Source organism: Siminovitchia fortis, assembly GCF_003605365.2.
Classification (GTDB): domain Bacteria; phylum Bacillota; class Bacilli; order Bacillales; family Bacillaceae_C; genus Siminovitchia; species Siminovitchia fortis.
The window spans coordinates 1-23,569 of record NZ_QYTU02000035.1; the positions used below are offsets into that span (position 1 = coordinate 1).

25 protein-coding genes are annotated in these 23,569 nt (G+C 43.1%); 21 read left to right on the forward strand and 4 right to left on the reverse strand.

The window, feature by feature from the left end:
* Positions 1–323: 323 nt before the first annotated feature.
* Complete coding sequence (locus D4N35_RS18540) at positions 324–491, reverse strand: aspartyl-phosphate phosphatase Spo0E family protein (protein ID WP_268920379.1); 168 nt, start codon at positions 489–491, stop codon at positions 324–326.
* A gap of 498 nt (positions 492–989) precedes the next feature.
* Between D4N35_RS18540 and D4N35_RS13975 the strand changes: the two genes are divergently transcribed.
* The 3 genes from D4N35_RS13975 (at position 990) to D4N35_RS13985 (ending at position 3,427) form a co-directional block, all read left to right on the forward strand.
* The gene (locus tag D4N35_RS13975) at positions 990–2,189 is read left to right on the forward strand and encodes an MFS transporter (protein ID WP_120074727.1); all 1,200 of its coding nucleotides are present in this window, start codon (positions 990–992) and stop codon (positions 2,187–2,189) included.
* A gap of 111 nt (positions 2,190–2,300) precedes the next feature.
* Entirely contained in the window at positions 2,301–2,822 is a 522-nt protein-coding gene (locus D4N35_RS13980) for a YbaK/EbsC family protein (RefSeq protein ID WP_120074729.1), read from the forward strand.
* A gap of 74 nt (positions 2,823–2,896) precedes the next feature.
* A complete protein-coding gene (locus tag D4N35_RS13985) occupies positions 2,897–3,427 on the forward strand; it encodes a hypothetical protein (protein ID WP_120074731.1) in 531 nt (176 codons plus the stop codon).
* Between the two features lie 262 nt (positions 3,428–3,689).
* Here the strand turns inward: D4N35_RS13985 and D4N35_RS13990 are convergent, their stop codons facing one another.
* Positions 3,690–4,040 carry a hypothetical protein gene (locus tag D4N35_RS13990; protein ID WP_120074733.1) on the reverse strand — a complete coding sequence of 117 codons (351 nt, stop codon included), beginning with the start codon at positions 4,038–4,040 and terminating at the stop codon, positions 3,690–3,692.
* 335 nt (positions 4,041–4,375) lie between these two features.
* Here D4N35_RS13990 and D4N35_RS13995 point away from each other — a divergent pair, with 335 nt between their 5' ends.
* From D4N35_RS13995 to D4N35_RS14020, 6 genes are all read left to right on the forward strand, one after another.
* Positions 4,376–4,603, forward strand: a complete 228-nt coding sequence (locus D4N35_RS13995; protein WP_128205415.1) for a hypothetical protein — start codon at positions 4,376–4,378, stop codon at positions 4,601–4,603.
* Positions 4,590–6,476, forward strand: coding sequence for an ABC-F family ATP-binding cassette domain-containing protein (locus tag D4N35_RS14000; protein WP_120074737.1), 1,887 nt, complete (start codon positions 4,590–4,592; stop codon positions 6,474–6,476). Before D4N35_RS13995 ends, D4N35_RS14000 begins: the two co-directional genes overlap by 14 nt.
* Before the next feature lie 452 nt (positions 6,477–6,928).
* Positions 6,929–7,690 (forward strand): MerR family transcriptional regulator, encoded by a 762-nt coding sequence (locus tag D4N35_RS14005; protein ID WP_120074740.1) that lies wholly within the window; start codon positions 6,929–6,931, stop codon positions 7,688–7,690.
* Positions 7,687–8,334: a GAP family protein gene (locus D4N35_RS14010; RefSeq protein ID WP_120074742.1), complete on the forward strand. Its 648-nt coding sequence runs from the start codon at positions 7,687–7,689 to the stop codon at positions 8,332–8,334. The genes D4N35_RS14005 and D4N35_RS14010 overlap by 4 nt, the downstream gene beginning before the upstream one ends.
* 21 nt (positions 8,335–8,355) lie before the next feature.
* Positions 8,356–9,009 carry a DUF4097 family beta strand repeat-containing protein gene (locus D4N35_RS14015; protein WP_120074744.1) on the forward strand — a complete coding sequence of 218 codons (654 nt, stop codon included), beginning with the start codon at positions 8,356–8,358 and terminating at the stop codon, positions 9,007–9,009.
* A 287-nt stretch (positions 9,010–9,296) separates the two neighbouring features.
* Positions 9,297–9,551: a hypothetical protein gene (locus D4N35_RS14020; protein WP_120074746.1), complete on the forward strand. Its 255-nt coding sequence runs from the start codon at positions 9,297–9,299 to the stop codon at positions 9,549–9,551.
* A gap of 66 nt (positions 9,552–9,617) precedes the next feature.
* On the opposite strand, the gene D4N35_RS14025 is transcribed toward D4N35_RS14020, so the two are convergent.
* On the reverse strand, positions 9,618–10,403 hold the full coding sequence (locus D4N35_RS14025; protein ID WP_120074748.1) for a DUF2268 domain-containing putative Zn-dependent protease: 786 nt from the start codon (positions 10,401–10,403) through the stop codon (positions 9,618–9,620).
* 196 nt (positions 10,404–10,599) lie between these two features.
* Here D4N35_RS14025 and D4N35_RS14030 point away from each other — a divergent pair, with 196 nt between their 5' ends.
* The 3 genes from D4N35_RS14030 to D4N35_RS14040 all read left to right on the forward strand — a co-directional run bounded on the left by D4N35_RS14030 (position 10,600) and on the right by D4N35_RS14040 (position 13,101).
* Positions 10,600–11,049 (forward strand): GNAT family N-acetyltransferase, encoded by a 450-nt coding sequence (locus D4N35_RS14030; RefSeq protein WP_120074750.1) that lies wholly within the window; start codon positions 10,600–10,602, stop codon positions 11,047–11,049.
* Positions 11,050–11,163: 114 nt separating this feature from the next.
* Positions 11,164–11,877, forward strand: a complete 714-nt coding sequence (locus D4N35_RS14035; protein WP_120074752.1) for a class I SAM-dependent methyltransferase — start codon at positions 11,164–11,166, stop codon at positions 11,875–11,877.
* Positions 11,878–12,087: 210 nt separating this feature from the next.
* The gene (locus D4N35_RS14040; protein ID WP_120074754.1) at positions 12,088–13,101 is read left to right on the forward strand and encodes an AI-2E family transporter; all 1,014 of its coding nucleotides are present in this window, start codon (positions 12,088–12,090) and stop codon (positions 13,099–13,101) included.
* Positions 13,102–13,407: 306 nt separating this feature from the next.
* Here the strand turns inward: D4N35_RS14040 and D4N35_RS14045 are convergent, their stop codons facing one another.
* Positions 13,408–14,112 carry a universal stress protein gene (locus tag D4N35_RS14045; protein WP_120074756.1) on the reverse strand — a complete coding sequence of 235 codons (705 nt, stop codon included), beginning with the start codon at positions 14,110–14,112 and terminating at the stop codon, positions 13,408–13,410.
* A 577-nt stretch (positions 14,113–14,689) separates the two neighbouring features.
* Between D4N35_RS14045 and D4N35_RS14050 the strand changes: the two genes are divergently transcribed.
* From D4N35_RS14050 to D4N35_RS14090, 9 genes are all read left to right on the forward strand, one after another.
* Positions 14,690–17,101 (forward strand): Na+/H+ antiporter subunit A, encoded by a 2,412-nt coding sequence (locus D4N35_RS14050; protein ID WP_208646308.1) that lies wholly within the window; start codon positions 14,690–14,692, stop codon positions 17,099–17,101.
* Entirely contained in the window at positions 17,088–17,510 is a 423-nt protein-coding gene (locus D4N35_RS14055; protein ID WP_120074759.1) for a Na(+)/H(+) antiporter subunit B, read from the forward strand. The genes D4N35_RS14050 and D4N35_RS14055 overlap by 14 nt, the downstream gene beginning before the upstream one ends.
* Positions 17,511–17,514: 4 nt before the next feature.
* Complete coding sequence (locus D4N35_RS14060; RefSeq protein WP_120074761.1) at positions 17,515–17,853, forward strand: Na(+)/H(+) antiporter subunit C; 339 nt, start codon at positions 17,515–17,517, stop codon at positions 17,851–17,853.
* The gene (locus tag D4N35_RS14065) at positions 17,846–19,330 is read left to right on the forward strand and encodes a Na+/H+ antiporter subunit D (RefSeq protein WP_120074763.1); all 1,485 of its coding nucleotides are present in this window, start codon (positions 17,846–17,848) and stop codon (positions 19,328–19,330) included. The genes D4N35_RS14060 and D4N35_RS14065 overlap by 8 nt, the downstream gene beginning before the upstream one ends.
* Positions 19,331–19,355: 25 nt before the next feature.
* Positions 19,356–19,838 (forward strand): Na+/H+ antiporter subunit E, encoded by a 483-nt coding sequence (locus D4N35_RS14070; RefSeq protein ID WP_120074765.1) that lies wholly within the window; start codon positions 19,356–19,358, stop codon positions 19,836–19,838.
* Entirely contained in the window at positions 19,838–20,122 is a 285-nt protein-coding gene (locus D4N35_RS14075; RefSeq protein ID WP_120074767.1) for a Na(+)/H(+) antiporter subunit F1, read from the forward strand. The genes D4N35_RS14070 and D4N35_RS14075 overlap by 1 nt, the downstream gene beginning before the upstream one ends.
* Entirely contained in the window at positions 20,100–20,462 is a 363-nt protein-coding gene (locus D4N35_RS14080) for a Na+/H+ antiporter subunit G (RefSeq protein ID WP_120074769.1), read from the forward strand. Before D4N35_RS14075 ends, D4N35_RS14080 begins: the two co-directional genes overlap by 23 nt.
* 637 nt (positions 20,463–21,099) lie before the next feature.
* Entirely contained in the window at positions 21,100–22,698 is a 1,599-nt protein-coding gene (locus tag D4N35_RS14085) for an amidohydrolase (protein ID WP_120074771.1), read from the forward strand.
* Positions 22,699–22,819: 121 nt separating this feature from the next.
* Complete coding sequence (locus D4N35_RS14090; protein ID WP_120074773.1) at positions 22,820–23,497, forward strand: PspA/IM30 family protein; 678 nt, start codon at positions 22,820–22,822, stop codon at positions 23,495–23,497.
* Positions 23,498–23,569 lie beyond the last annotated feature (72 nt).

A 23,569-nucleotide genomic window follows, 5' to 3' on the forward strand; every position in this document is an offset into this window, starting at 1 on the left:
AGTAAATTTACTTTCGTAATTTGGGATCATCATTTCTAAGCTTATATTTTTCGATCGAAAATAAACACAGATACAGCGGTATCTTCCTCCGCTTTAAAAATCCCCTGATTGGAAGCGGCCCAATAAAGTTAGACAGGTTATTTCGTTGGAGGCATGTTGGGCATGGACCCGATACTGTATTGGGCTCATGCCTTTTAATTTTTCCTTAATCCGTCAGTTTCGATATATTGTCCAATTTTTGGCCGGTATCATCATTTTTATCCTAAAGACATCGGTTACCAGGTAAAAGGTTCACAGGAGGGACATTTGATGAACGGATTCTATTAAGTCAATTGATACTGGTTTAAAACAATATCTAGTTTTTGACTTAATTCGATCGTCTTTTTATTATTTAGTCCTTTAGTAATACCTTGGATTATCATTTCTCTCCTCAATGAATTGATCTCATCCAACAATGTTTGCTCTATTTTAGTGTTTATCGTTTTCTTCACTCATTAACTCTCCTCTGTAGTTTTATTATCTGTGCAGCCGGGGAGTTTGATAAAAAAGCTGCACAGGAAAACCAAAGGTAAATGGAGATGAAAAGTTGAGGAAGGATCCCTCCCGGCTCATCAATAGGATAAAACGATTATACCATATGTTGTTATTTGAATTCTATAGATATACTATATATAGTTGAAAATATTTGAAAAATAGTGTTGTTTTGGAAAAAAATCGAGTTTTTTCGTCAAAAATCCCAATTGGTCTGCCTGTAAAATAGGAGAAAAAGACTAAAGAAGAATTCATAGAGGTTTTGTTGGGTATAGTGTAGACAATGTTGTAGGAATCCGATATACTTTTATTTAGCTTCCCGAAATAATTTATTCGGGAGAATGTTCAATGAAGCCGCCGTAAAGGCTGTTTTTTTGATTAAACTGATGTATCACGCATATATGAATCACCCAGTCTTGTGAAAAATTTCCCGGTATTTAGGATAGAAGGATGATTTGATGCAAAAAGAAAAACTTTGGACAAAGGATTTTATTTCAACTTCGATAGTGAACTTTGTGATGATGCTGTCAATGTACTTGCTGCTTGTTATAATGGCGCCTTATGCAACTGATCAATATGATGCATCCGCCAGTGCAGCGGGATTGGTTGCCAGTATTTTTATTTTGGGGGCATTAACAGGACGATTATTTGCTGGAAGGCAAATTGAACGCTTGGGAAGTAAGAAAATGCTGATTGCCGGAATTGTTTTCTTCGTAGTTGTCACAGCCGGTTACTTTATTTCCGCCGGTATTTATTTCTTGGTTCTTATCCGTTTTTTACATGGAATTGGAGTCGGCCTGGCAACAACGGCAACCAGTACGATTGTAGCGCAGATCATTCCTCGAAGCAGAAACGGGGAAGGCATCGGCTACTTTAGTTTGAGTGTGGTGTTGGCAACAGCTATCGGCCCATTCGTGGGGCTTACTCTAATCAAATATGCAGGTTATACGAGTGTTTTTATCTTTTCTCTTTTGATGGGGATGATCAGCTTCATCATTGCCCTTCCGGTTAAGGCGCCAATTGTTGAACATACGGCAAGTGCTGACACTAAGGGATTCAAGCTTTCAAACTTTTTCGAGATGCGGGCATTGCCCATTTCTATCGTCATGCTGATCGTAAGCCTGGCTTATTCGGGAATCCTGTCATTTATTACTTCCTACGCCCAGGAAATGAATTTGATGACAGCAAGCAGCTACTATTTTCTCGTTTACGCCGTCATTGTATTTATTTCACGCCCCTTTACAGGAAAGCTGATGGATAATAGAGGCAGCAACAGTGTGGCCTATCCCGCATTGGTTTTATTTGCGATTGGAATGTTCATGCTCAGCCAGGCAAACACTAATTTCGCCTTTTTACTGGCGGCGGCTGTCATTGGGTTGGGCTACGGCAATTTCCAATCATGCGCACAGGCCCTGGCCATTAAAGTTACACAGCCGCATCGGATGGGGTTGGCAAATTCAACATACTTCATCTGCATGGATCTCGGTCTTGGAGTGGGACCGTTAGCGCTAGGCTTTCTCGTTCCATTGGTTGGATTTAAGGGGCTGTATTCATCAATGGTTTTAGTGATTCTGGCCGGCATCGCCGCTTATTATCTATTGCATGGAAGAAAAGATAAGGAAACCTCTCCTTCATTTAATCCGGCGAGCTCCAAGTAACTGTTAAGCATTCGTGGAAATTAGTGCCGCGAATGCTTTTTAGTACACCCTGAAGGCCGCCCATTGATGGTATGATTGAAATGATCAAAGGCAAACAGGAAGGTGAATGACATGTCATTGGAAAGTGTGAAAGACCATTTACAACAATGGAATCGGCAAAATGATGTGATGGAGTTCGAAACAACCAGTGCGACAGTGGAACAAGCGGCTGAAACAATCGGTGTCATCCCGGCGCGGATTGCCAAAACCCTCTCTTTCAGAGGGGAAGAGGATCAGGCAATCCTGGTTGTTGCTGCCGGAGATGCCAAGATTGACAATAAGAAGTTCCGTCATCTCTTTAACTTCAAGGCTCGCATGCTTTCGCCGGACGAAGTATTGGAGCAGACGGGACATGCCATTGGCGGCGTTTGCCCATTTGGGCTGGCAAATGATTTAAAAGTGTATTTAGATATTTCGCTGAAGCGCTTTGATACGGTATTTCCTGCTTGCGGAAGTACCAATTCGGCGATTGAGCTTACCTGCGATGAGCTGTTTGAATATTCCTCTGCCGTTACATGGGTGGATGTCTGCAAAGGCTGGGAAGATGAAAAGCATGAAGAGGAAGCGGCTGTCAGCAGCAGAGGCCAAGCTTAAGAAGCAGAAAAGGTCCCCGAAGGATAACGGTTGGGGATCTTTCGGTTTTCCATGCAAAGAAAGGCGGTTTGAGGATGCGAATCACTCCCGAATATGGCAACAATGTTATTGTCGGAGTAAATTATCATAATAGTTTTTCCTGGTATGTGGCTGACAAGGATTATTGGATACTGGATTTAGAAAAAAGAAGAGCGGATTTTATAAAAAATGGATTTGAATACGATGCCGGCGATATTTTGGCAACCAGATTCAATATTGAAATTGTCAATGAGAAGTCAGCAGGCGACTACTTATCTTTTTTAGAACCATTTAAAGTGGCGGCGCCTGAATTAAAAGGATTCATATTGAATCAACAATATGAGGATACGATTCTGTCGTTAAGTCCGTCTTTATACATTGATTTTGACCAAAAGAAATTGTACTCCGCCTATCCGGAAGGTCTCCCTTTCGAGCGTTATGTGCCGGACGGATGGACCGGACAATATGAAAATTTCACTGACCACATTCCTGAAGGGGAGCAGTATTGGATGGTGGATGATGTTGATTTAATACTGAAAATATATGATGAAGAAATGAAAAGATTTTTTGATGATTCAGCGGAATAAAGTTATTTAATTTTAAAACCTTAAACACGCATAACCTCGCCCTAACTATTGGACGAGGTTAAAATAAAGTTGTTAAATTTTTGATAAAAACACTTCACCTAAACTTTAAAAGAACAATAAAGTCGTTTAAAAATCTAGGTTTTATTCAATAATCGAGTCCGATTGCTTAATACAAACAGACTGAGGTTTTAGCACCTTTAATATGTATATATGTATTTTTTATAAGATACTTAATTATTTCTTAAATATTATAGCCGATGATTCATCTTCTTTGGTAATGGTCTGGATTCCAACCACTATTCATAGATTCAACAGTTATAGACTGTTCATCAGAAGAAAGAGTTACGATTAAAGGTTCAGATGCACTAGATACCTCACCATCAAAATCAAGATTTATACTATTTTCGTTTTCCGTCCATTCCCCTTCAGACTCTTTACCATCTTTTTTGTAAATAACAGATCCATTTTTATTAATAGTAATTTCTATTTTACTCCCACTAGTACTAGTTCCTCCATAAGTACCTAACCACTTACTAGATCCGCCACAAGCAGATAAATTCATAATTACAAAAGCAAGTAAAACACCAACAATCCATTTTTTCTTAATGTTCATTTCAAGCCTCCTCTAATATATTTCTTCTTATTTTAACATACAATCTTAAACAATATGGCCCGATTGTTGAATAGCATGACTGTCATTTTTAAAATGATTTTATTATTTTTTTAACGACTTTACTGTAATTAAACAACTTTATTGACACTCAACAGCATGAGGCATCGAATAGGAAGAAGAATATTTTGCAAAGAAAAACAGGAATTAAAGACGGCCATTGAAGGAGCCTTTTAATTCTTGTTTTTTAGTTATCCTGTCAAATGCAAATCAAGGTTAAAGCAGACTTCTCAAATTTGAATTATAATAAAACCATGAAACAACGAGAGGGTTTTTTCATGGTTTTTGTACTCATTGCCCTTGCAGCCATCATCAATCTTGTATTTTATCGAAAAAAGATATATATAAATACCGGATCTATGGCGGTAGTAATGACATTGGGCATTATCAATTTTGGCATTCTTCATTTGCCTATTAATCATTCTTTGATAAATACTGTCGGAAGCGGGGAAAATCCCGGCAAAAGAAAAAATATGAAACGGGGCTGGCCTGATGCTGACTGTTGAAAATTTATATAAATCTTATGGAGATAAAGTGCTGTTTGAAGGAATAAACTGCGTTATTCGGAAGCGGGAGCGGATCGGCCTGATCGGCGTGAATGGGACGGGCAAATCCAGCTTTTTAAAAGTTTTAGCCGGGATTGAGGCACCGGATCAGGGTGAAATTAATCATGCCAAGGATTACCGGATCGAATATTTGGCGCAGGAACCGGCGCTTGATCCAGATTTGACAGTTATAGAGCAGATTTACTACGGAGAAGCGGATATCATGAAGGCGATGCGCCAATATGAACAGGCGGCCCGTAAGCTGGAGCGTGAGCCGGAAAGTGAAAGGGCGCAGGAGCTGCTGTTTTCTATGCAGCAGAAAATGGATGAACTGGAGGCGTGGGATGCCAGCGCCCAGGCGAAAACTGTGCTTTCTAAGCTTGGCATCCAAGATTTTGATCAAAAAGTGAGCACTTTATCCGGCGGCCAGAAAAAGCGGGTGGCTATTGCGAAAGCGCTGATCCAGCCTGCCGATCTCCTGATCCTTGACGAGCCGACCAACCATCTTGACAATATAACGATTGACTGGCTGGAAAAACATTTGACCAGCTATCCCGGAGCCTTGCTGCTTGTCACGCATGACCGCTATTTCCTCAACCGTGTGACCAACCGGATCTATGAGCTGGATAATGGACAGTTATATGCGTATGAAGGAAATTATGAATTTTTTCTTGAGAAAAAGGCGAAGCGAGAAGCGGAAGAGCGGTCAAGCGAGCAAAAACACGCCAATACACTACGAAGGGAATTGGCATGGCTGCGGCGTGGTGCGCGGGCCCGTTCGACGAAACAAAAAGCGCGTATTGAACGGATCGAAGAGATGCAAAACCGTAAATTCAATACGGAAAAAGAGAAAGCCGCTTTCCAGGCAGGAACGAGCAGGCTCGGAAAAAAGGTCATTGAACTGAAAGGAATCGAAAAAAGACTTGATGGCAGAGCGTTGATCACCTCTTTTGACTATTTGCTTAAACCGGGTGACAAAATTGGAATCATCGGACCGAATGGTGTCGGAAAAACGACGCTTCTAAATATCATGGCCAAGCGGATCAAGCCGGACTCCGGAGAAATTGAAACGGGTGATACTGTAAAAATCGGCTATTATACCCAGGGGGACGAAGAACTTGATGGGGATCAGCGTGTCATTGATTATATGAAAGAAACGGCAAGCGTCATTCATACAAAAAGCGGAGAACCCATTACGGCGGAGCAGATGCTGGAGCGTTTCCTGTTCCCGCGTCCGGTCCAGTGGACGTATATACGGAAACTTTCCGGTGGAGAAAAACGGAGGCTTTACTTGCTGAAAGTATTGATGACAGAACCCAATGTGCTGTTTCTGGATGAGCCGACGAATGATTTGGATACGCAGACGCTTGGTGTCCTGGAAGAATATCTTGAAAATTTCTCCGGTGTCGTCGTTGCGGTATCGCATGACCGCTATTTCCTTGACCGGGTTGTCGACCGCCTGCTTATCTTCAAAGGCTCAGGCATCATTAATGAATTTTACGGAAATTACAGCGAATATCTTGAAATCAGCTCCGAAGAGCCAAAGCCTGAAAAGAATGAAAAGCCGGTGAAGGAGCAACCGGCAAATAAAAAACCAGCAAGATTAAGCTACAAAGATCAAAAGGAATGGGATGTCATAGAAGATGAAATCGCCGAGCTCGAAAAGCAAATTGAGGAGCTTGGTGAAAAGATCGTCGAGGCTGGCAGCGACTCCGAAACAGTACAGGAGCTGTTCACAAGGCAGCAAGAGGCTGAAACCGCCTTGGAGCGGAAAATGGAGCGGTGGGAAGAACTGTCGCTGATGGTTGAAGAGATTGAAAGCAACAAAGCATAAGGTCTGTGTCAGAATTCGGGATACCAAATTACAAATCAGGCTGCGAAAACGAATCGTTTTCGCAGCCTGATTTATTTTACTGAGTAAAGTATAAGATTTTTTAGCTTTAAAATTTTGAACAAAGCCTTTTGTTGTCTAGCTTCGACGGACAGGAGGTCCTAGTGCCGCCGACGCCACAGGACGTGGCGCTTTAAGGCGGCCAGCGCCTATCGACTAGCAGACTTCGCACCTCCTCCTACGATAAGTCAACATCGGCTCGTTCCTCGCCGTGTTTCCTTTATCTCGTCGGAGGCACTCCAGTCTGTACGTCGATGGACAAGGCGCTTGCGCTTTTCTTAGTTCCGGATGTCCTCACGCCGTTTATTTTCTAAAATGCAAAATAACAGTTGAAAGTGACGTTACGTCACCTTGTATACTGGAAGCAACATATGAAACGAGGGTGGTGTATCAAGATGCTTTCCATACAGGAGGTCAAGAAGCAGACCGGTGTAACAGTTCGAACACTGCGCTATTATGACCAGATCGGACTGCTTCTTCCGGCGGACAAAACGCAAGGAGGGCACAGGCTGTACGGGGAAAAGGAAATGATAAAACTGCAGGAGATCCAATTTTTAAAGTCATTGGGCTTCAGTCTCAGCGAAATCAAAGAAATGCTTTCCGATGAGAGGGATTGGAAAGAGTGTTTGCAGGGGCAGTTGGCTTATGTAATCAATGAAAAGCTGAAGCTTGAACAAATTGAACAGATTTTGCAGGGGTTGTTAAACAGCATGGCCATTGACGGAAAAATTGACCTGTTGGAGGTCCAGCGGTTGATTCAACTGTATACGAAGGATCCGCAAAGCAGAGAAACATACAGAAATCAGATATTTAACAAATCCGAAATGGAACTGTTGAAGCTTCTCCCCAATGTCAATCGGGCAGACCCTGATACGCTCGAGTGGGTTTCCTTGCTTGCCCAATTAAAAAAACATATGCATAAAGGAGAGGGGGCGCCGCAGGTCCAGCAAATCATAAGGCGCATGTTCGAAAAGCAGGAAGAGGCTTTTGGGGACAATGATGAATTTCTTGATAAATTATGGAATGTCAGAAAATCCCCTGAAAAGTCGAAGAAGGCGGGGTTTTATCCGATTGAACCCGAAGTGTTGGATTTCCTTGAAGGAGCTTCCGATATTTATTTAAGGAATATTAAAAAAGGGAAGGGTGATTCCGGATGAGCACAGCCTTATTGCTTTCAGTAGGGGCATTGGCCTTGCTGGATACACTCAGCCCGACAACATTGGGGGTCACTGTATACATGCTGCTTTCGGAGCGTGGAAAAATTGCAGGACGATTACTTGTCTATTTGAGTACAGTTGCCTGTTTTTATTTTATTGTCGGCGTTGTTCTGATGTTGGGACTGGATACTGTGACTGATGTCATTTCCGGTCTTGGCAATAATGCTTTATTGAGCCGTTTCATGACCATTCTTGGGTTGGGTCTATTGATTGGCAGCTTTTTCATTCCCACTAAAAACTCCACCCCCAAAGTACGTAAACCGAGAAGTAAAAGCATGCCTGCAATGGTGGCACTCGGATTGACAACCGGCTTGATTGAAGTGGGAACGGCCCTGCCATATTTTGCTGCCGTTGGAATTATGACGGCCGCCCGCTTGCATCCCGTGGAGTGGCTTCCCATTCTGGCCGGCTACAATGTCATAATGGTTCTTCCGGCATTGATTCTGATGGTGGCGCATTTCCTGTTTAAAGGCTGGCTGCAGAGGCCATTGGAAAAAATACGGATTTCGATTGAAAAAAACTCTGGATCAACTCTTTCATGGATGATGAGTATCGCCGGACTGATTTTATTAATCAATGCATAGAGGAAAAAGGAGGCTTTCAAATTGAAAAAAGTATTCGTCTGTTTATTCCTGTCAGCCATTTTGCTCTGTTCTGGTTGCTCAGCAGGGGAAGGAAGCAAAGTGGAAACAGCCGATCTCGACAATATAGACTCCATCTATATCGACCATGGCAGTACAAACGTCCATATCAAGAGTGTGGATCAATCCCAATTGGAGATATCCCACCAAAAACCGATCATTGATATGAAAAAAGAAAAAAGCGGCATAGCCATTAATGTAAAGAAAAGAAAGTTTCATATTGGCCCCAAAATTAATTTAAATAAACAGCTTCAAGTGGACATTCCCAAGGATTATAAAGGCAAGGTGATTATCAATGGAGGTTCGGGCAATATTAAGGCGGAAGGATTGGAAACGGAATATATAGAAGCTATTTCAAAAAGTGGAGACATCTCCCTGGAATTTGAAAGTTACCACAGTCATGTTCAAGCCAAAACAGCAAGCGGAAATATCGATCTTTCCGTCAATAAAAAAAATCCCGACGTCCATCTAACAACCAAGACGGCAAGCGGCCGTCAAATAGTCACTTTGCCGCTTTCGATCAGCCGCGAAAATGAAAAAGAGATCGAAGGTACATTAGGAGATGGCACGTATGATATTAAAATTGAGACGGCTTCAGGAAATATTACAGTTGAGTAACGAGCGGCTGTACACGAAGTATATCAGCCGGGTGCCCGTTTATAAAAAAAAACACTCATGACTCCGCTGATAAAGGAAACCACCATAGAAAACGAAAATACCCGCGGTTTCAATTAAGAGAGATTTTTTCCCGCCTTGCAACGTCCAGCCATAATATTACCCCAAATCCTTCAAACCTTTCCAAAAGAGGCCATACTTCCACTTCTATCTTAGTGCTTGTATCCTCTATGTTTATGAAGTTTTTACATAAGATGTTATAGACTTCACTGGAGAAGGAGGATTACTTTATGTCGGTTGAACACTTTCATTCGATATGTAACAGACATATGGGGAGAGCCGTGGTAATCAGGACCCGGGATGGGAGGTCTCACAGGGGCATCATTCGGCATGTTTCGCCCACAAGAGTTTTTTTGGAGCCGATAGGTCCCAGAAGAGGCGGTTTTGGATACGGTTTTGGCGGATTCGGATATGGCTGGTGGGGCTTCGGTGCGGGTATTGCCCTGGGCTTTATCGCCGGAGTTTCTTTACTCTGGTGGTGGTAGCATTTTAACAGTGCCCACCCCCTTAAATGAACGCGGTTCAACTGGCATTCTTGCTGGTTGGACTGTTTAGTTTTTATTAGCAATGCTTGCAAACTCCTCGGAATGTATGCTCAGCAAATCTTTGCTTGATAAACCGGTTGATTCCATATATTTCTTCACCAGGTAATATCCGACGCAGTAACCTGCCATTTTGGGATAAGAACGCAAGCCGTACAGGATGTTTTGATGTTTGGGACTTGTCTTTAAAACATTTCTATTCGGATACACCAGCCTTCTCCATATTTTCTCCAATTTTTTATTGGGGTAGTAGGAGGTCCAGTTGGACATAAATTCCGTTCCCAATCTTTCACGGACAGCATTTTCAGCCATGCCTTCCAAAATAATCGTATCAAGCAGGACATAATCTACTTCGTCTTTATGATATTTGGATAAGCGGCATGCGTGATTGTATTCATGCGTAAATAATGACCTGATTTCCGCATCATTATTTTCTTCCGAGACAAACAAGAATAATTTATCTTTAAAAGCCAGCCCCGACTTCCCGTGAAATTCCCGTTTTAATACTTCATTAGTTGTATCTGACGGAAAAATGAAAACCGGTATACTGGGCCCTTCCCATATCTTTTGAAGTTTCTGTTTTTCGTTTTGGACAATGTCCCACACTTTATTATCCCTTAACTTTTTCACTGCAATGTTTCCGTTTTTTTGCGGAGTATACATTCCATGGAAAGCTAAGTAATCATAAATTTCAGAAGCGGAAGCCCCATCAAAATGTACTTTTAATTTTTTACATATTTTTACAGGGTCATCATATAAATCCGTCAGCCATCTATCAGTCCTGATCACGCTCATATCAACCCACCCTTAAACGACTCGCCATCTTTCTATACAGTATGCATTTATCATATTGAGTTGCGAAAATGTTTTTTATCTGCAATAAAGGATTTGGCAACTTTCCATAAACATCCCTTTTGAATACCCTATAACAGATTTCAGATAGGGCTGCGTTTTTAAGACGCACTTAAACCGAAAGGAGATGGATTAGCAGATGACCATCAGAAAAGCCACCAGCCGCGAGACCCAAAAGATTTTGGATTATTCCCTGGAAGTATTAAAAGAAGCAACAATGGGGCATGTGAAACCGGACAAAGAAAAAGCCAGTGAAATGGTGTCGCCATTTTTGGATGCGGGAGGATTCTACCTCGTCCATGTTGAAAATAACGAAGTCCAGGGCTGGATAGGTGTCGGGAGGACAATGGACTATCACACAGATGAAATGATCGGGGTCCTTCCGGAAGTATACGTGTATCCTCAATACCGTAAGCGCGGCATCGCAGAAAAGCTGTGCAATGAAGCATTCAGGCATCTTCAAGAAGAGGGGGTTAATAGGGTACAGTTATATGTATTTGAAGGAAACATCTCCAAACACCTGTGCCAAAAACTGGGCTTTCAAGAAATAGTCACGTTGATGGAAAAACAGTTAGACAACCATTTTTAGTGTTACAATTCCCCGGATGCCTGAAGAATGCCCCCTAATCCTGTTTCTTTTGGGGCATTTCCGGCCCTTTTGAATACCATATAGGAGATTTCAAAGCAAAAGGCGGGAATCAATATGGAAAGCACATATTTAAATTGTTTGGCATTATTCGGGGTTGGAGGTGCCCATCCCGGGGGCCTTAATCTTACAAAAAGGATTTTATCCAAGGAAAAAATTGATGGCTCTTCTAAGATTCTTGACGTCGGCTGCGGAACAGGGCAAACTTCCGCATATATTGCAAAGGAATATGGAAGCCATGTCACAGCATTGGATAACAACAAAATCATGTTGGAAAAAGCCGGAAGAAGATTTCAATCCATGAATCTTCCAATCGAAATCCGGCATGGCAGCGCCGAAAATCTGCCTTTTGAAAATCACACATTTGATTTCATCCTATCTGAATCCGTCACGGCATTTACCGACGTCTCAAAAACGGTTCCCGAATTTAAACGGGTTTTAAAGCCGAATGGAGTTTTACTGGCCGTTGAAATGGTCCGTGATAAAGACATTTCCGGGCAGCAAATGAAAGAAATCCTGGATTTTTATGGGGTGAAACAATTGCTTAGTGAACAGGAGTGGCGAAGCGCTTTCCAAAAAGCTGGCTTTGAACAGATAGAAATGGAAAAAGTTGAGCTGCAGCCCGATATTCAACAAGTGGGTGTTTCAAATGATTACTCACTTTCAAAGCAGATTCATCCTTCGTTTTATGAGATTTTTGAGAAGCATCATCATTTGTCGATCGTTTATAAGGATATTTTAGCCTGCGGTAAATTCAGATGTACAGTATGAAGCCATTTAGTCAAAAACTCTTGCTGTGATTTTCAGCGGGAGTTTTTTCTTTTACGTAATTCATAAAGTGGACCTCATTGCATTTAAGATACTAAAAATATTAGCTTTTTTAATTTTATTTCAAAATTCCTTTTAATTTTCCTTGTAATCTTTCGCACGCGTAGGTGATAATTAAGTATAGGAAGATTTACAGCAAGGGGAAATGAATCGATGGATGTGGCAGCACTTTTTCAGAAAAAGGGAGTAAAACGCATTATCATCTTCGGGCTGATTGTTCTGATTTTGTACAGCCTGAGAAGTATGATCAACTTGATTTTGCTGACCTTTATTTTTTCATACTTAATGAATCGTCTCATAGAATTCACCGCCAAACGGATTCCTGTTCCAAGGCGGGTGCTTGTGCTGTTCATGTACGTGGCAATCGTGGGCATACTCACGTATGGGCTTGTAAAATATTTTCCTATCATTACTTCGGAAATCAGCCAGTTGATCGTACAGATTACGGCCTTTTACTCACAGCCGCATGAAAATGCCATTTTAAGCTTTATTGAGGCAATCATATCCAAAAACCAAATTGCCGCTTATTTGGAAAATGGATTATCGTTTTTAGTGAAATCTTTTACAGATATTAGCAAAACAAGCGTCCAAGTGATTGTTGCTTTAATATTAAGTCTGTTTTTCCTTCTGGAAAAACCTCGCTTGAAGGAATTTACCGCAAAATTCAAGGAAAGCAAATTGGCGCCGTTCTATTTTGAAATTGAATTTTTCGGGAAAAAGTTCACCCGCACGTTCGGAAAAGTCATCGAAGCACAGTTCATCATTGCTCTCGTCAATACGCTTTTGACGATCATAGCACTCTCCATCATGGGCTTTCCGCAATTGTTCGTGCTGGCGATCATGATTTTCTTTCTTGGCCTTATTCCGGTTGCAGGTGTCATCATTTCCCTGGTTCCGCTTTGCATGATTGCCTATACGATCGGCGGCTTCGTCAAAGTTGTATACGTCGTTGTTGCCATCACCATCATTCATGCGGTGGAAGCTTATATATTGAATCCGAAATTGATGTCGGCCAAAACCGATTTGCCGGTATTTTATACGTTCATCGTTTTGATTTTCTCGCAAAACTTCTTCGGCGTGTGGGGATTGATCATCGGCATTCCCGTTTTCGTGTTCCTGCTGGATGTTCTTGAGGTGACAAATAAGGAAAAAATTGCCAAGACATAGCAAAAAGAACAAAGGCGCAAGCGCCTGTTTATCGACGTACAGACTGGAGCGCTTCTGACGAGATAAAGGAAACACGCGCAGCGGAGCGGAGCGATGTTGACTTATCGTAGGAAGAGCGTGAAGTCTGCTAGTCGATAGGCGCTGGCCGCCTTAAAGCGCCACGTCCTGTGGCGCCGGCGGCACTAGGACTTCCTGTCCGTCGGAGCCGGACGCAGCACTAAGTGACAAATAAGTTACTCACAACCTGAGCATTTTATAATTTCCAAACAATAAAGAAAGGCCTGCTTTGTTGCAGGCCTTTCTTTTCTAATCCCTATCCTTGGGTTTTTTTTCACCATAAAATTTTACGTTACCCGGTGTCTTCAACGGTTCGGTAATTTTATTATCATGGACCTGAACCTGATAGGTTTTGCCGTTATGCACATATTTAAATATCCCGTTGTTGAAATCAGTGCCGATCTCCTTATAAAAGATGCCTTCATAGCATATTTCTCTCATGCAAGTGAAACTTAGCACATAATCGTCTCCCTCTTTTAGCAGAAAACAGCGTACGCCGCCTTCAAAAGAGGAATCTTCTTCCGTGTGTACTTCACGGTCAAAGGAGACGATATGAATATCAATGAAGGACATTACCCTTAACAGGACATTTACAAAAGATCCTTTTGTAATCTCTTCCCATCTGTTTTGGGCAGTCTGCCCGATAACAATTTGAGTTATATTGTATTTGTGCGCGACCTCCGCGATGGCCTTGGCTGTCGGGCGCTTTTCATTATCCATGAGGATGAACTCTTCCGCACCCAATTCGTCAGCCAGTTCTTCCCACCGGTCGACATACCCGGATTTGTCCGCATCGAATTCGTCATATGGAAGCGGATCGACAGTCAAAATATAGAAAGGACAATCCAGCATGTGTGCCATTTTGGCTCCGCGCTTGATCAGCCGTTCTCCATTTGGACCGTAATATACACAAACGAGAATGCTCTCATCCATACGACCCTTTTTATTTTTCACGACGATCTTCACCTCTGCATTAATATGGCAACAGTATCTGAACTGGCCAACTAATAAAGTACAGCTGACTTATTATAATGAATCTCCTGCGTTATTTCAATTGGATAAACGTGGATGCAGAATTAGCTTATTTGCAGCAGCCAATCCTGTTAAGTGCAGATCTATAATGTTTAGTGTATAATTTAATAGGAAAAAATTATTCTGTCTAATGTTATTCCACATTTTCCGCAAATAGGTTTTTTCAAAGTTGAATCTGGTCACATGGTTTAACCGCAGGTCCCCAATTTGAAAAAGATTCCAAGGAATCTCATGTTCAACCGGTCAAGATTGGACACCTCTCATCCTTTATATTTCATAAGAGTACCTTATGGATTCCCATTATCCCGCTTACCGGCTAAAGAGTCAAGAGGGGAAAGGTGTTATTAGGCTTTAATGTTAAATTAATTATAGGAGTTGCGGTATTGTATGCATGCTCGTTTTATTGTGTGTGTACAAGAATTAAATGGCAATTAACGGAAACCTAAACGATAATTTCGTAACAGTAAATGCAAATCCAGCATGAAAGTGAGGTCCTGTTTTGATAACAATGAATTTGGTCATCATGATCCCTTTTCTAGCCGCTGTTCTTATCCCTATTCTAATTAAAAGAAAATCCCCTATACATATAGGCTGGCCTGTATTCCTTGTACCGGCGGCTTTATTCGTGATTCTTGCCCGTTATATCCCATCCATAGCAAACGGGGAAACCTATTTGAACACGATGAAGTGGATCCCTTCCTTTGACATTGACTTTACTACATACTTTGATGGTCTCAGCTTAATTTTTGGACTTTTGATCACTGGGATTGGAAGTCTTGTTATCCTCTACTCAATTTACTATTTATCCTCTGAAGAATCTTTGCAGCACTTTTATATCTATTTGCTGCTGTTTATGGGCAGCATGCTTGGTGTTGTCTTCTCAGATAATTTAATGGTTTTATATGTATTCTGGGAGCTTACAAGCATTTCATCATTCCTGTTGATCGCTTTTTGGTTCCATAGAAAAAGATCAAGATATGGTGCACAAAAGGCCATGTTGATTACTGTCAGCGGCGGACTGGCCATGCTAACCAGCTTTATCATGATTTATTTGATGACAGGAACAATGAGCATAAGGGAAATTATAGCGGTTGTTGATATCGATCATCCGCTGTTTATCCCTGCCCTTGTTCTGCTGCTCGTAGGTGCCTTCACAAAATCAGCCCAGTTTCCGTTTCATATTTGGCTGCCCGACGCGATGGAGGCGCCGACGCCGGTCAGTGCTTATTTGCATTCTGCCACGATGGTGAAAGCGGGGATTTATCTGGTCGCCCGGTTCACTCCGATTTTCGGCGGAGGCGAACTTTGGTTTTGGCTTGTAACAGGAGTCGGGATTGTAACGCTTTTCTGGGGCTCTTTTACGGCAGTCCGCCAGACTGATCTAAAGGCCCTGTTGGCATATTCCACGATCAGTCAGTTGGGGTTGATTATGAGCCTTCTGGGAATCGGTTCTATATCCATGCATATGGGGTCAAGCATGGAGGCTGTTGTATTTACACAAGCGACATTTGCCGGGCTTTTTCACCTGATCAATCATTCCACATTTAAGGGTGCCCTGTTCATGGTGGTAGGGATCATTGACCACGAAATCGGAACAAGGGATATCCGCAGGCTGGGAGGGTTGATGTCTTTCATGCCTGTTTCGTTTACGATCGCGATGATCGGGAGTTTTTCTATGGCCGGGCTGCCGCCGTTCAATGGGTTCTTGAGCAAGGAAATGTTCTTTACCGCTGTTTTGAATATATCACAGCTTGACTTTTTTGCACTTGGCACATGGGGCGTCTTGATCCCGGTGATAGCGTGGATAGCAAGTATTTTTACATTTGTTTATAGCATGATTATCGTTTTTAAAACTTTCCTTGGTACGAGCCGGCTTGAAACCGGAGACCGCAAAGTACATGAAGCGCCTGTTGGGATGCTGATTTCACCGGGCATTTTGGCTGCTTTGGTTTTGGCTGTTTTCTTCTTTCCGAATATCGTTGGGGACTATTTATTGCGTCCGGCAATGGCCGGCATTTTCCCGTCGTTAGCTGACAAAGTTGAATTAAGTCAGCATATTTCGATCTGGCACGGCTTTAATGCCGAGATTTTAATGACGATCGGTGTGATTGCCTTCGGGTCTCTTTTATATAAATACATGCGAAGATGGAAAGGGGTATTTACACTTTTTCTGGCTTCATGGTCGTTTGATGCTCTTTATAACAATATGCTGCTGAGATTGGAGAGCGGTTCTTCCGGATTTACGAGGTTCTATATGACAGGTGTTCTCCGGGATTATTTGCTATATATCTATGTGTTTTTCATATTGGCCGTTGGCGGATCCTTATTTATGACGGGAGCGTTCTCTATTGATCCGATTCACCAGGCACCCGTACGCCTATACGAGTGGGTCATTATTTTGGTGATGATGGCTGCCGGAATTGCCGTACCGTTTGTCAAAACGAGAGTAACAGCCATATTGCTGAATGGAGTCCTTGGCTATGGAATGGCCGCTTTGTTTGTCATATTCCGCGCCCCGGATTTGGCCCTTACTCAAATTGTCGTTGAGACGGTGACAACCGCTTTGTTCTTGCTATGTTTCTTTTTCCTTCCTAAATGGGAAAGCGGGAGAGCAAAGGCTGCCCCAAGGATAAAATCGATCAATTTGCTCATCTCAATTTCTGTTGGGGCCATTTTTGTCATGACGGCACTTTCCGTTCAAAGCGGTAAATTATTCAATACTATTTCCGGGTTTTTTGAAAAAGCCGATGAACTGACCGGCGGAAAGAACATTGTCAATGCTATATTGGGCGACTTCCGTGCTTTTGATACGATGCTTGAAGTCGTTGTCCTCTTCATTGCGGGAATCGGCGTATTTACATTGACAAAGTTGAAATTGGGCAAGGGAGGAAAGAACGTTGAAGATCAATGATGTCATATTAGAGACGGTAACGAAAATCGTCGTGTTTATCATATTGACTGTCGCCGTCTATTTGTTTTTCTCCGGACATAACAGTCCCGGTGGAGGCTTTATCGGCGGTCTTGTCCTTGCCTCTGCCTTCGTCCTTCTGCTCCTTGCCTCTGATATTGAAACGGTTCAGAAGGGGATTCCTTTTGACTTTAAAAGAGTTGCAGCATTGGGAGTGTTTATTTCGGTGACAACTGGCCTGGGGGCGCTTCTGTTTGGAGCCCCCTTTTTAACCCAATCACATTTCACTTTCCACCTGCCTTATTTCGGCGAAACCGAATTTGCAACGATTACCATTTTTGAAGCGGGTGTGGCCTTGACGGTTGTTGGTGTAGTGGTTTCAATCATTCTAAGTATAAGTGAGGATGTTTAAGTTTATGGAAATATTAATCACCATTCTGTCCGGCGTCCTTGTTACAGCGGCAACTTATTTAATTCTTTCCAAGGACCTTTTGCGTGTTATATTGGGATCAGCGATTTTGTCCCATGCTGTTCACCTTCTTTTGATGGTCATGGGAGGATTGAAAAGAGGCACGGTCCCGCTGTTGGGAGAAAAACCGAATACATATACCGATGCTATTCCTCAGGCGCTTATTTTAACAGCCATCGTCATCAGTTTTGCAGTTACTGCCGTTTTTCTTGTTATGGCTTACCGGATGTATCAGGAAACCGGCGTTAGCCGCCATGCTTTGTTAAGAGGTAATAAAAATGAATAATGTGATTGTTTTTCCGATGGTTCTTCCGCTTTTGACCGGAATTATTCTTGTTTTTTTTCGAAAGCACATACAGCTCCAGCGCTGGATGAGCATAGGAGTTATGGCTTTTGTTGCAGGCATTAGCTTATATATTTTGAATCTTATACAGACCAAGGGAATTCTTCGCCTTGATTTTGGGGGGTGGGAACCGCCTTTCGGCATCCTGTTTGTTGCAGATTCTTTCTCGGCGCTGCTTGTATTGACGGCAAGCATTGTAACTGCGATTTGCCTGTTGTATGCATTCTTTTCCATTGACCGCGCCAGGGAAGAAATGTTTTTTTACCCATTTGTCCTGTTAATGGTTGCAGGAGTAAACGGCTCATTTTTAACCGGGGACATTTTCAATCTTTTTGTTTGCTTTGAAGTGATGTTATTGGCTTCCTACATATTGATATCCCTTGGGGGAACGAAAATTCAATTGAAGGAATCAGTGATTTATGTAGCGGTAAATGTACTTTCTTCCTGGTTCTTTCTCGTAGCGGTAGCTTATTTGTACGGTACAGTGGGGACTTTGAATATGGCGCATTTGTCCCAGCGAATAGCTGAATCCGGACAAACTCCGATTCTAACTGTCATTAGCATTTTATTTTTGATCGTATTCGGCTTGAAGGCAGGATTGCTGCTATACTTCTGGCTTCCGGGCTCTTACAGCGCCCCCCCGACTGCCGTGGCCGCTTTGTTTGGCGCATTATTGACCAAGGTGGGCATCTACTCGATGTTCCGGATGTTTTCGTTGATCTTTTACCACGAACCGCAGGTCACCCATACGCTGATTGGAATCATGGCTGGGTTGACACTGATAGGCGGCAGTTTGGGGGCTGTAGCTTATCGGGATATTCGCTTGATTGTTTCCTACAATGTCATCATCGGAGCCGGCTTTATCCTTGTGGGGCTTGCTGTTTCAACACCCGCTGCTATTGAAGGTTCAATCTTTTACCTCGTTCATGACATGATTTCAAAGGCTTTATTATTTCTTTTGGCAGGCACGATGATAGCTCTTACCGGACATGCAAAAATGGAGCGGATGAGCGGACTGATTCGCAATTATCCGGTGTTGGGCTGGTTATTTTTTATTGTCATGCTGTCCCTTGCAGGCATTCCGCCATTAAGTGGGTTTTTGGGAAAAGTTCTTGTCAGTCAGGGCGCTATTGAATCCGGCTCATATATTCTGCTTGCCATCTCTTTGATATCGAGTCTTTTTGTGCTGTATTCGCTGCTTCGTATTTTCAAACAGTGCTTTTGGGGTGAAACGACAATCAGTGAGGATGAAGAGGTTCCTCTTGGAAAAGGGATGTTGATTCCAGCCGTATTGCTTGCTGCTGCATCGATTGGTCTCGGTTTGGGGTCGGAACTGCTGGCTGGGTATGTTCGTGATGCAGCGGTTACCCTTACGAATCCAAATGTTTATATCGAAGGAGTTTTGGTACAGGATGAGTAACAATATGCGTGAGGGAGGGATGCAAATGCCTGCTCAATTTATACTCAATTTGTTTATAGCATTCCTTTGGATGGTACTGAATGACGAGGATGAATTAAGGTTTTCAACATTTTTCATCGGTTTTTTGGCGGGAATCGTGATTGTGTTTCTCATGCATCGTTTTTTTGGAACGCAGTTTTATCTGCAGCGCTTCTATTATGTTGTAAAATTGGTCTGTATCTTTAATTGGGAACTGTTTCTATCCGCATTTTTGGTGATGAAGCATATTGTCAGCTGGAAAGTGGATGTAAAACCAGGGATATTTTCATATAAGACCGAGTTGAAAACCGATTGGGAAGTGACGACGCTTGCCATGCTTCTGACTTTGACTCCTGGTTCGGTTGTGATGGAGGTTTCACCTGAAGGGAATGTGTTCTATATACATGCGCTTGATATTGAACGCTATAAAGATACATTATTGCGATCTTTAGGCAAATTTGAAAAAGCGATCATGGAGGTAACACGCTAATGATTGAAATGATGCTGGGAACAGCACTTGTTCTTTTTGCTGTGGCGATTGCCATTGCCCTTTTTCGGATTATCCGCGGGCCTTCCATTCCTGACCGGGTCGTCGCCATGGATATGATTGTAGTGAATCTAATTTCCGGAATAGCTGTGATTTCGGTTTTACTTAAGACAAAAGCCTTTCTTGAAGTGATTCTCATTTTGGGGATACTGGCTTTTATCAGTACCATTGCGCTGTCAAAATTTATCGAGAGGGGAGTTATCATTGAAAGGAAGCGAAATCGATGAATTCATAGGAGCTTTTCTCATTTTAATCGGCGGGATTATTTCGGTGATCAGCGCATTGGGCATTATCCGGTTTCCGGATGTTTATACACGGGCACATGCAGCGACAAAAAGCACCACTTTGGGGGTACTGTTGTCGCTGGTTGGAGCGTTTATATATATATGGATGACTGAAAGTCTTATCAGTGTACGGCTCATTCTGGGAATCGTGTTTGTTTTCATCACTGCACCGGTATCCGGGCATTTAATAATCCGGGCCGCCTACCGGTCGAAAGTAAAAATGACGGAAGACACGGTTGAGGATGAGTTGAAAGAGGTTTTGGGGAATAAACCAGAAGCCTGAAAAAATATTCTTATTGCGTAATAGGCATCAGACAGCGTATGCCCGGCTGAACAAATGTGAAAATTGGGGAATCCGACAGGTGAAGAGCGCATATGCCTACTGAACAACGGTGGAATCTGTATATTCGGTAGGCAAAGGGCGTGTATGCTTCCCGAGCACCGGTGGAATCTGTATGTTCGGTAGGCAAAGAGTGTGTATGCCTGCCGAACACCGGTGGAATCTGGATATTCGGTAGGCAAAGAGTGTGTATGCCTGCCGAACACCGGTGGAATCTGGATATTCGGTAGGCAAAGAGTGTGTATGCCTGCCGAACACCGGTGGAATCTGGATATTCGGTAGGCAAAGAGTGTGTATGCCTCCCGAACGCCGGCGGAATCTGGATATTCGGTAGTCAAAGAGTGCGTATGCCTCCCGAATGCCGGCGGAATCTGAATATTCGGTAGTCAAAGAGCGTGAACACCTCCCGAGCACCAGTGGAATCTGAATACACGGTAGGCATGGACCTCGTATGCCTGCCGAACAATCATGGAATCCGGATACCCGGTGGAGACTTTTGCTTCAACATGAGACTCTTTTCCTGAATTCTGGAAAAATAAAAATATGCCAATCTGCTAATATCCGGTTTGGAGGAACATACATGGCAAAAACTATTTTTACAAACGGAAAAATTTATACCCTTGATAAGAATCAGCCTTTTGTTGAATCGGTTGTAGTTGAAAATGGAAATATTTTAGATTTGGGCGCACACGAAGACATGATGCTGCAATGGGGAAGAGAGGGCACGAAGATCGTTGATTTACAGGAAAAAATGACAACCCCCGGCCTGATTGACAGCCACATGCACCTTTCCGGAGTTGCGTTTCAGTTCTTGGATTTGAATTTGACAGGGGTTACATCCAAAAGGGAGATGATTGAAAAAATAAGGGAAAGGGCAAATGTCACTTCTCCCGGAAAATGGCTGACAGGCCTGGGTTTTGATGAAAACCTTTTCGATGACGGTGGAATGCCGACGATTCAAGAGCTGGATGAGGCGGCACCGCATTGCCCGGTTTTTATCAAAAGGATCTGCCACCACGCTTTCCTTGTGAACAGCAAAGCGCTTGAAATGGCCAATTATCATCCTTCAATGGAAGTGCCGACGGGCGGAAGCATCGTTCTTGATCCCGATACGAAGAAGCCAACGGGATTGTTACTTGAGTCGGCTTCCACGCTGATTACTGATCGCATGCCAGAAAAGACGTATGAAGAATTGAAGCATGGATTGTCATTGGCGATGGAATACGCTATGAAGAGCGGACTGACAAGTATTCATACGAATGATCCCCGCTATTTGGGCGGACTTGATCAAACATACAAAATGTATGATGAATTGCTTAATCAGGAAAGAAAAGGCCTGCGCTGCAACCTGTTGATCGATTATCCATTCTTGGATCGCCTGAAGGAAACAGGAATGTATGCGGGGTATGGGAATGATACGCTGCAGATCGGGGCGGTCAAAATTTTTGCAGATGGTGCATTTGGAGGAAGGACGGCGCTCCTTTCGGAACCTTATCTGGATGCGTCGGGTAAGTATGGGGAAGCAATGCATGACCAGGAAACGCTTTTCCAAATGGTCAAAGAGGCGAGAGACCATTCGATGCCGGTCGCCATTCATACAATCGGCGATCAGGCGGTGGAAAATGTACTGCAGGTACTTGAGCAATTCCCGAGTGTGAAGCATCGCGACCGCATCATTCATGTATCGCTGCTGAGAGAAGACTTGATCCGGCGACTGGCCAAACCATCTCTTGTCGCGGATATTCAGCCAAGATTTGTCGTCGGTGATTATCCTTGGGTACAGGACAGACTTGGCAAGGAAAGAATTAAGTATTTATATGCTTGGAAATCCCTGTTATCCGCCGGTGTGATGTGTGCAGGCGGCTCAGATGCGCCAGTGGAACCTGTTGACCCGCTTTTGGGAATTCATGCGGCCGTCACACAGAGGCATCCAAGGGAAACCCACAATGGCTGGAATGAAAAAGAAAAACTGTCTATGCGGGAGGCTTTGGAAGTATTTACAATCGGCGGAGCCTGCGCGACGAACGAAGAAGGTAGGAAGGGGACGATAGCCCCGGGAAAATTAGCGGATATGACCGTCTTTTCACGGGATTTGTTTGAGATAGAGCACCCGGATGAGCTGTTGGATACTGAGATAGAGATGACGGTGATTGGGGGAGAGATTGTGTATCGGAAATAGATGAAGCGTTGCGTCCCGTAAAGGGGCGCTTAGTTTTTATTGAAATTGTGTGGAAAAAATGAATCTTTTCCTCCCCTCACCCAGTATATATGTTTAGAATAATTTTTAAGGGGTGGCTGTAATGGGTATTTTATCAAGGTTTAAAGATATTATGTCGAGCAATATCAATGCATTATTGGACAAGGCGGAGAATCCGGAGAAAATGATTGATCAGTATATGAGAAACCTGAATAGTGATTTGGGCAAGGTGAAAGCTGAAACGGCTTCGGTTATGGCGGAGGAACAGCGGTCAAAACGGGCGCTCAATGAATGTTCGGCAGAGATTGAAAAGATGCAGAATTACGCGGTCAAAGCATTGGAAGCAGGGAATGAAGACGACGCACGAAAGTTTTTGGAGAAAAAATCGTCTTTATCTGAAAAAGAAGCGGAGCTTCAGAAGGCATACAGTTTGGCTGCTTCCAACGCAGTCCGGATGAGAGAGATGCATGACAAGCTTGTTTCTGATATCGGCGAGCTGGAAGCTCGGAGAACGATGATCAAAAGCAAGATGGCCGTAGCGAAAACGCAGGAAAGGCTGAATAAAATCGGTTCCTCGGTATCCGGCGCCAACAAGTCCATGTCGGCTTTCAATAGAATGGAAGAAAAAGTCGAGAGGGCGCTGGATGAAGCCAATGCGATGGCAGAATTGAATGCAGCTCCGGAAGATGGCATAAATGATTTGACGGCGAAATATGATAGTAAACCGGATGTGGAAGACGAATTGGCTGCCTTGAAGGAGCAAATCAAGAATAAAGAGTAATTTTCGGCGCAGGGGCTTCAGAAGCAATTAAACAGAAAAGACTTGAGCTGTAGCCAAGGCTACAGCTTTTGT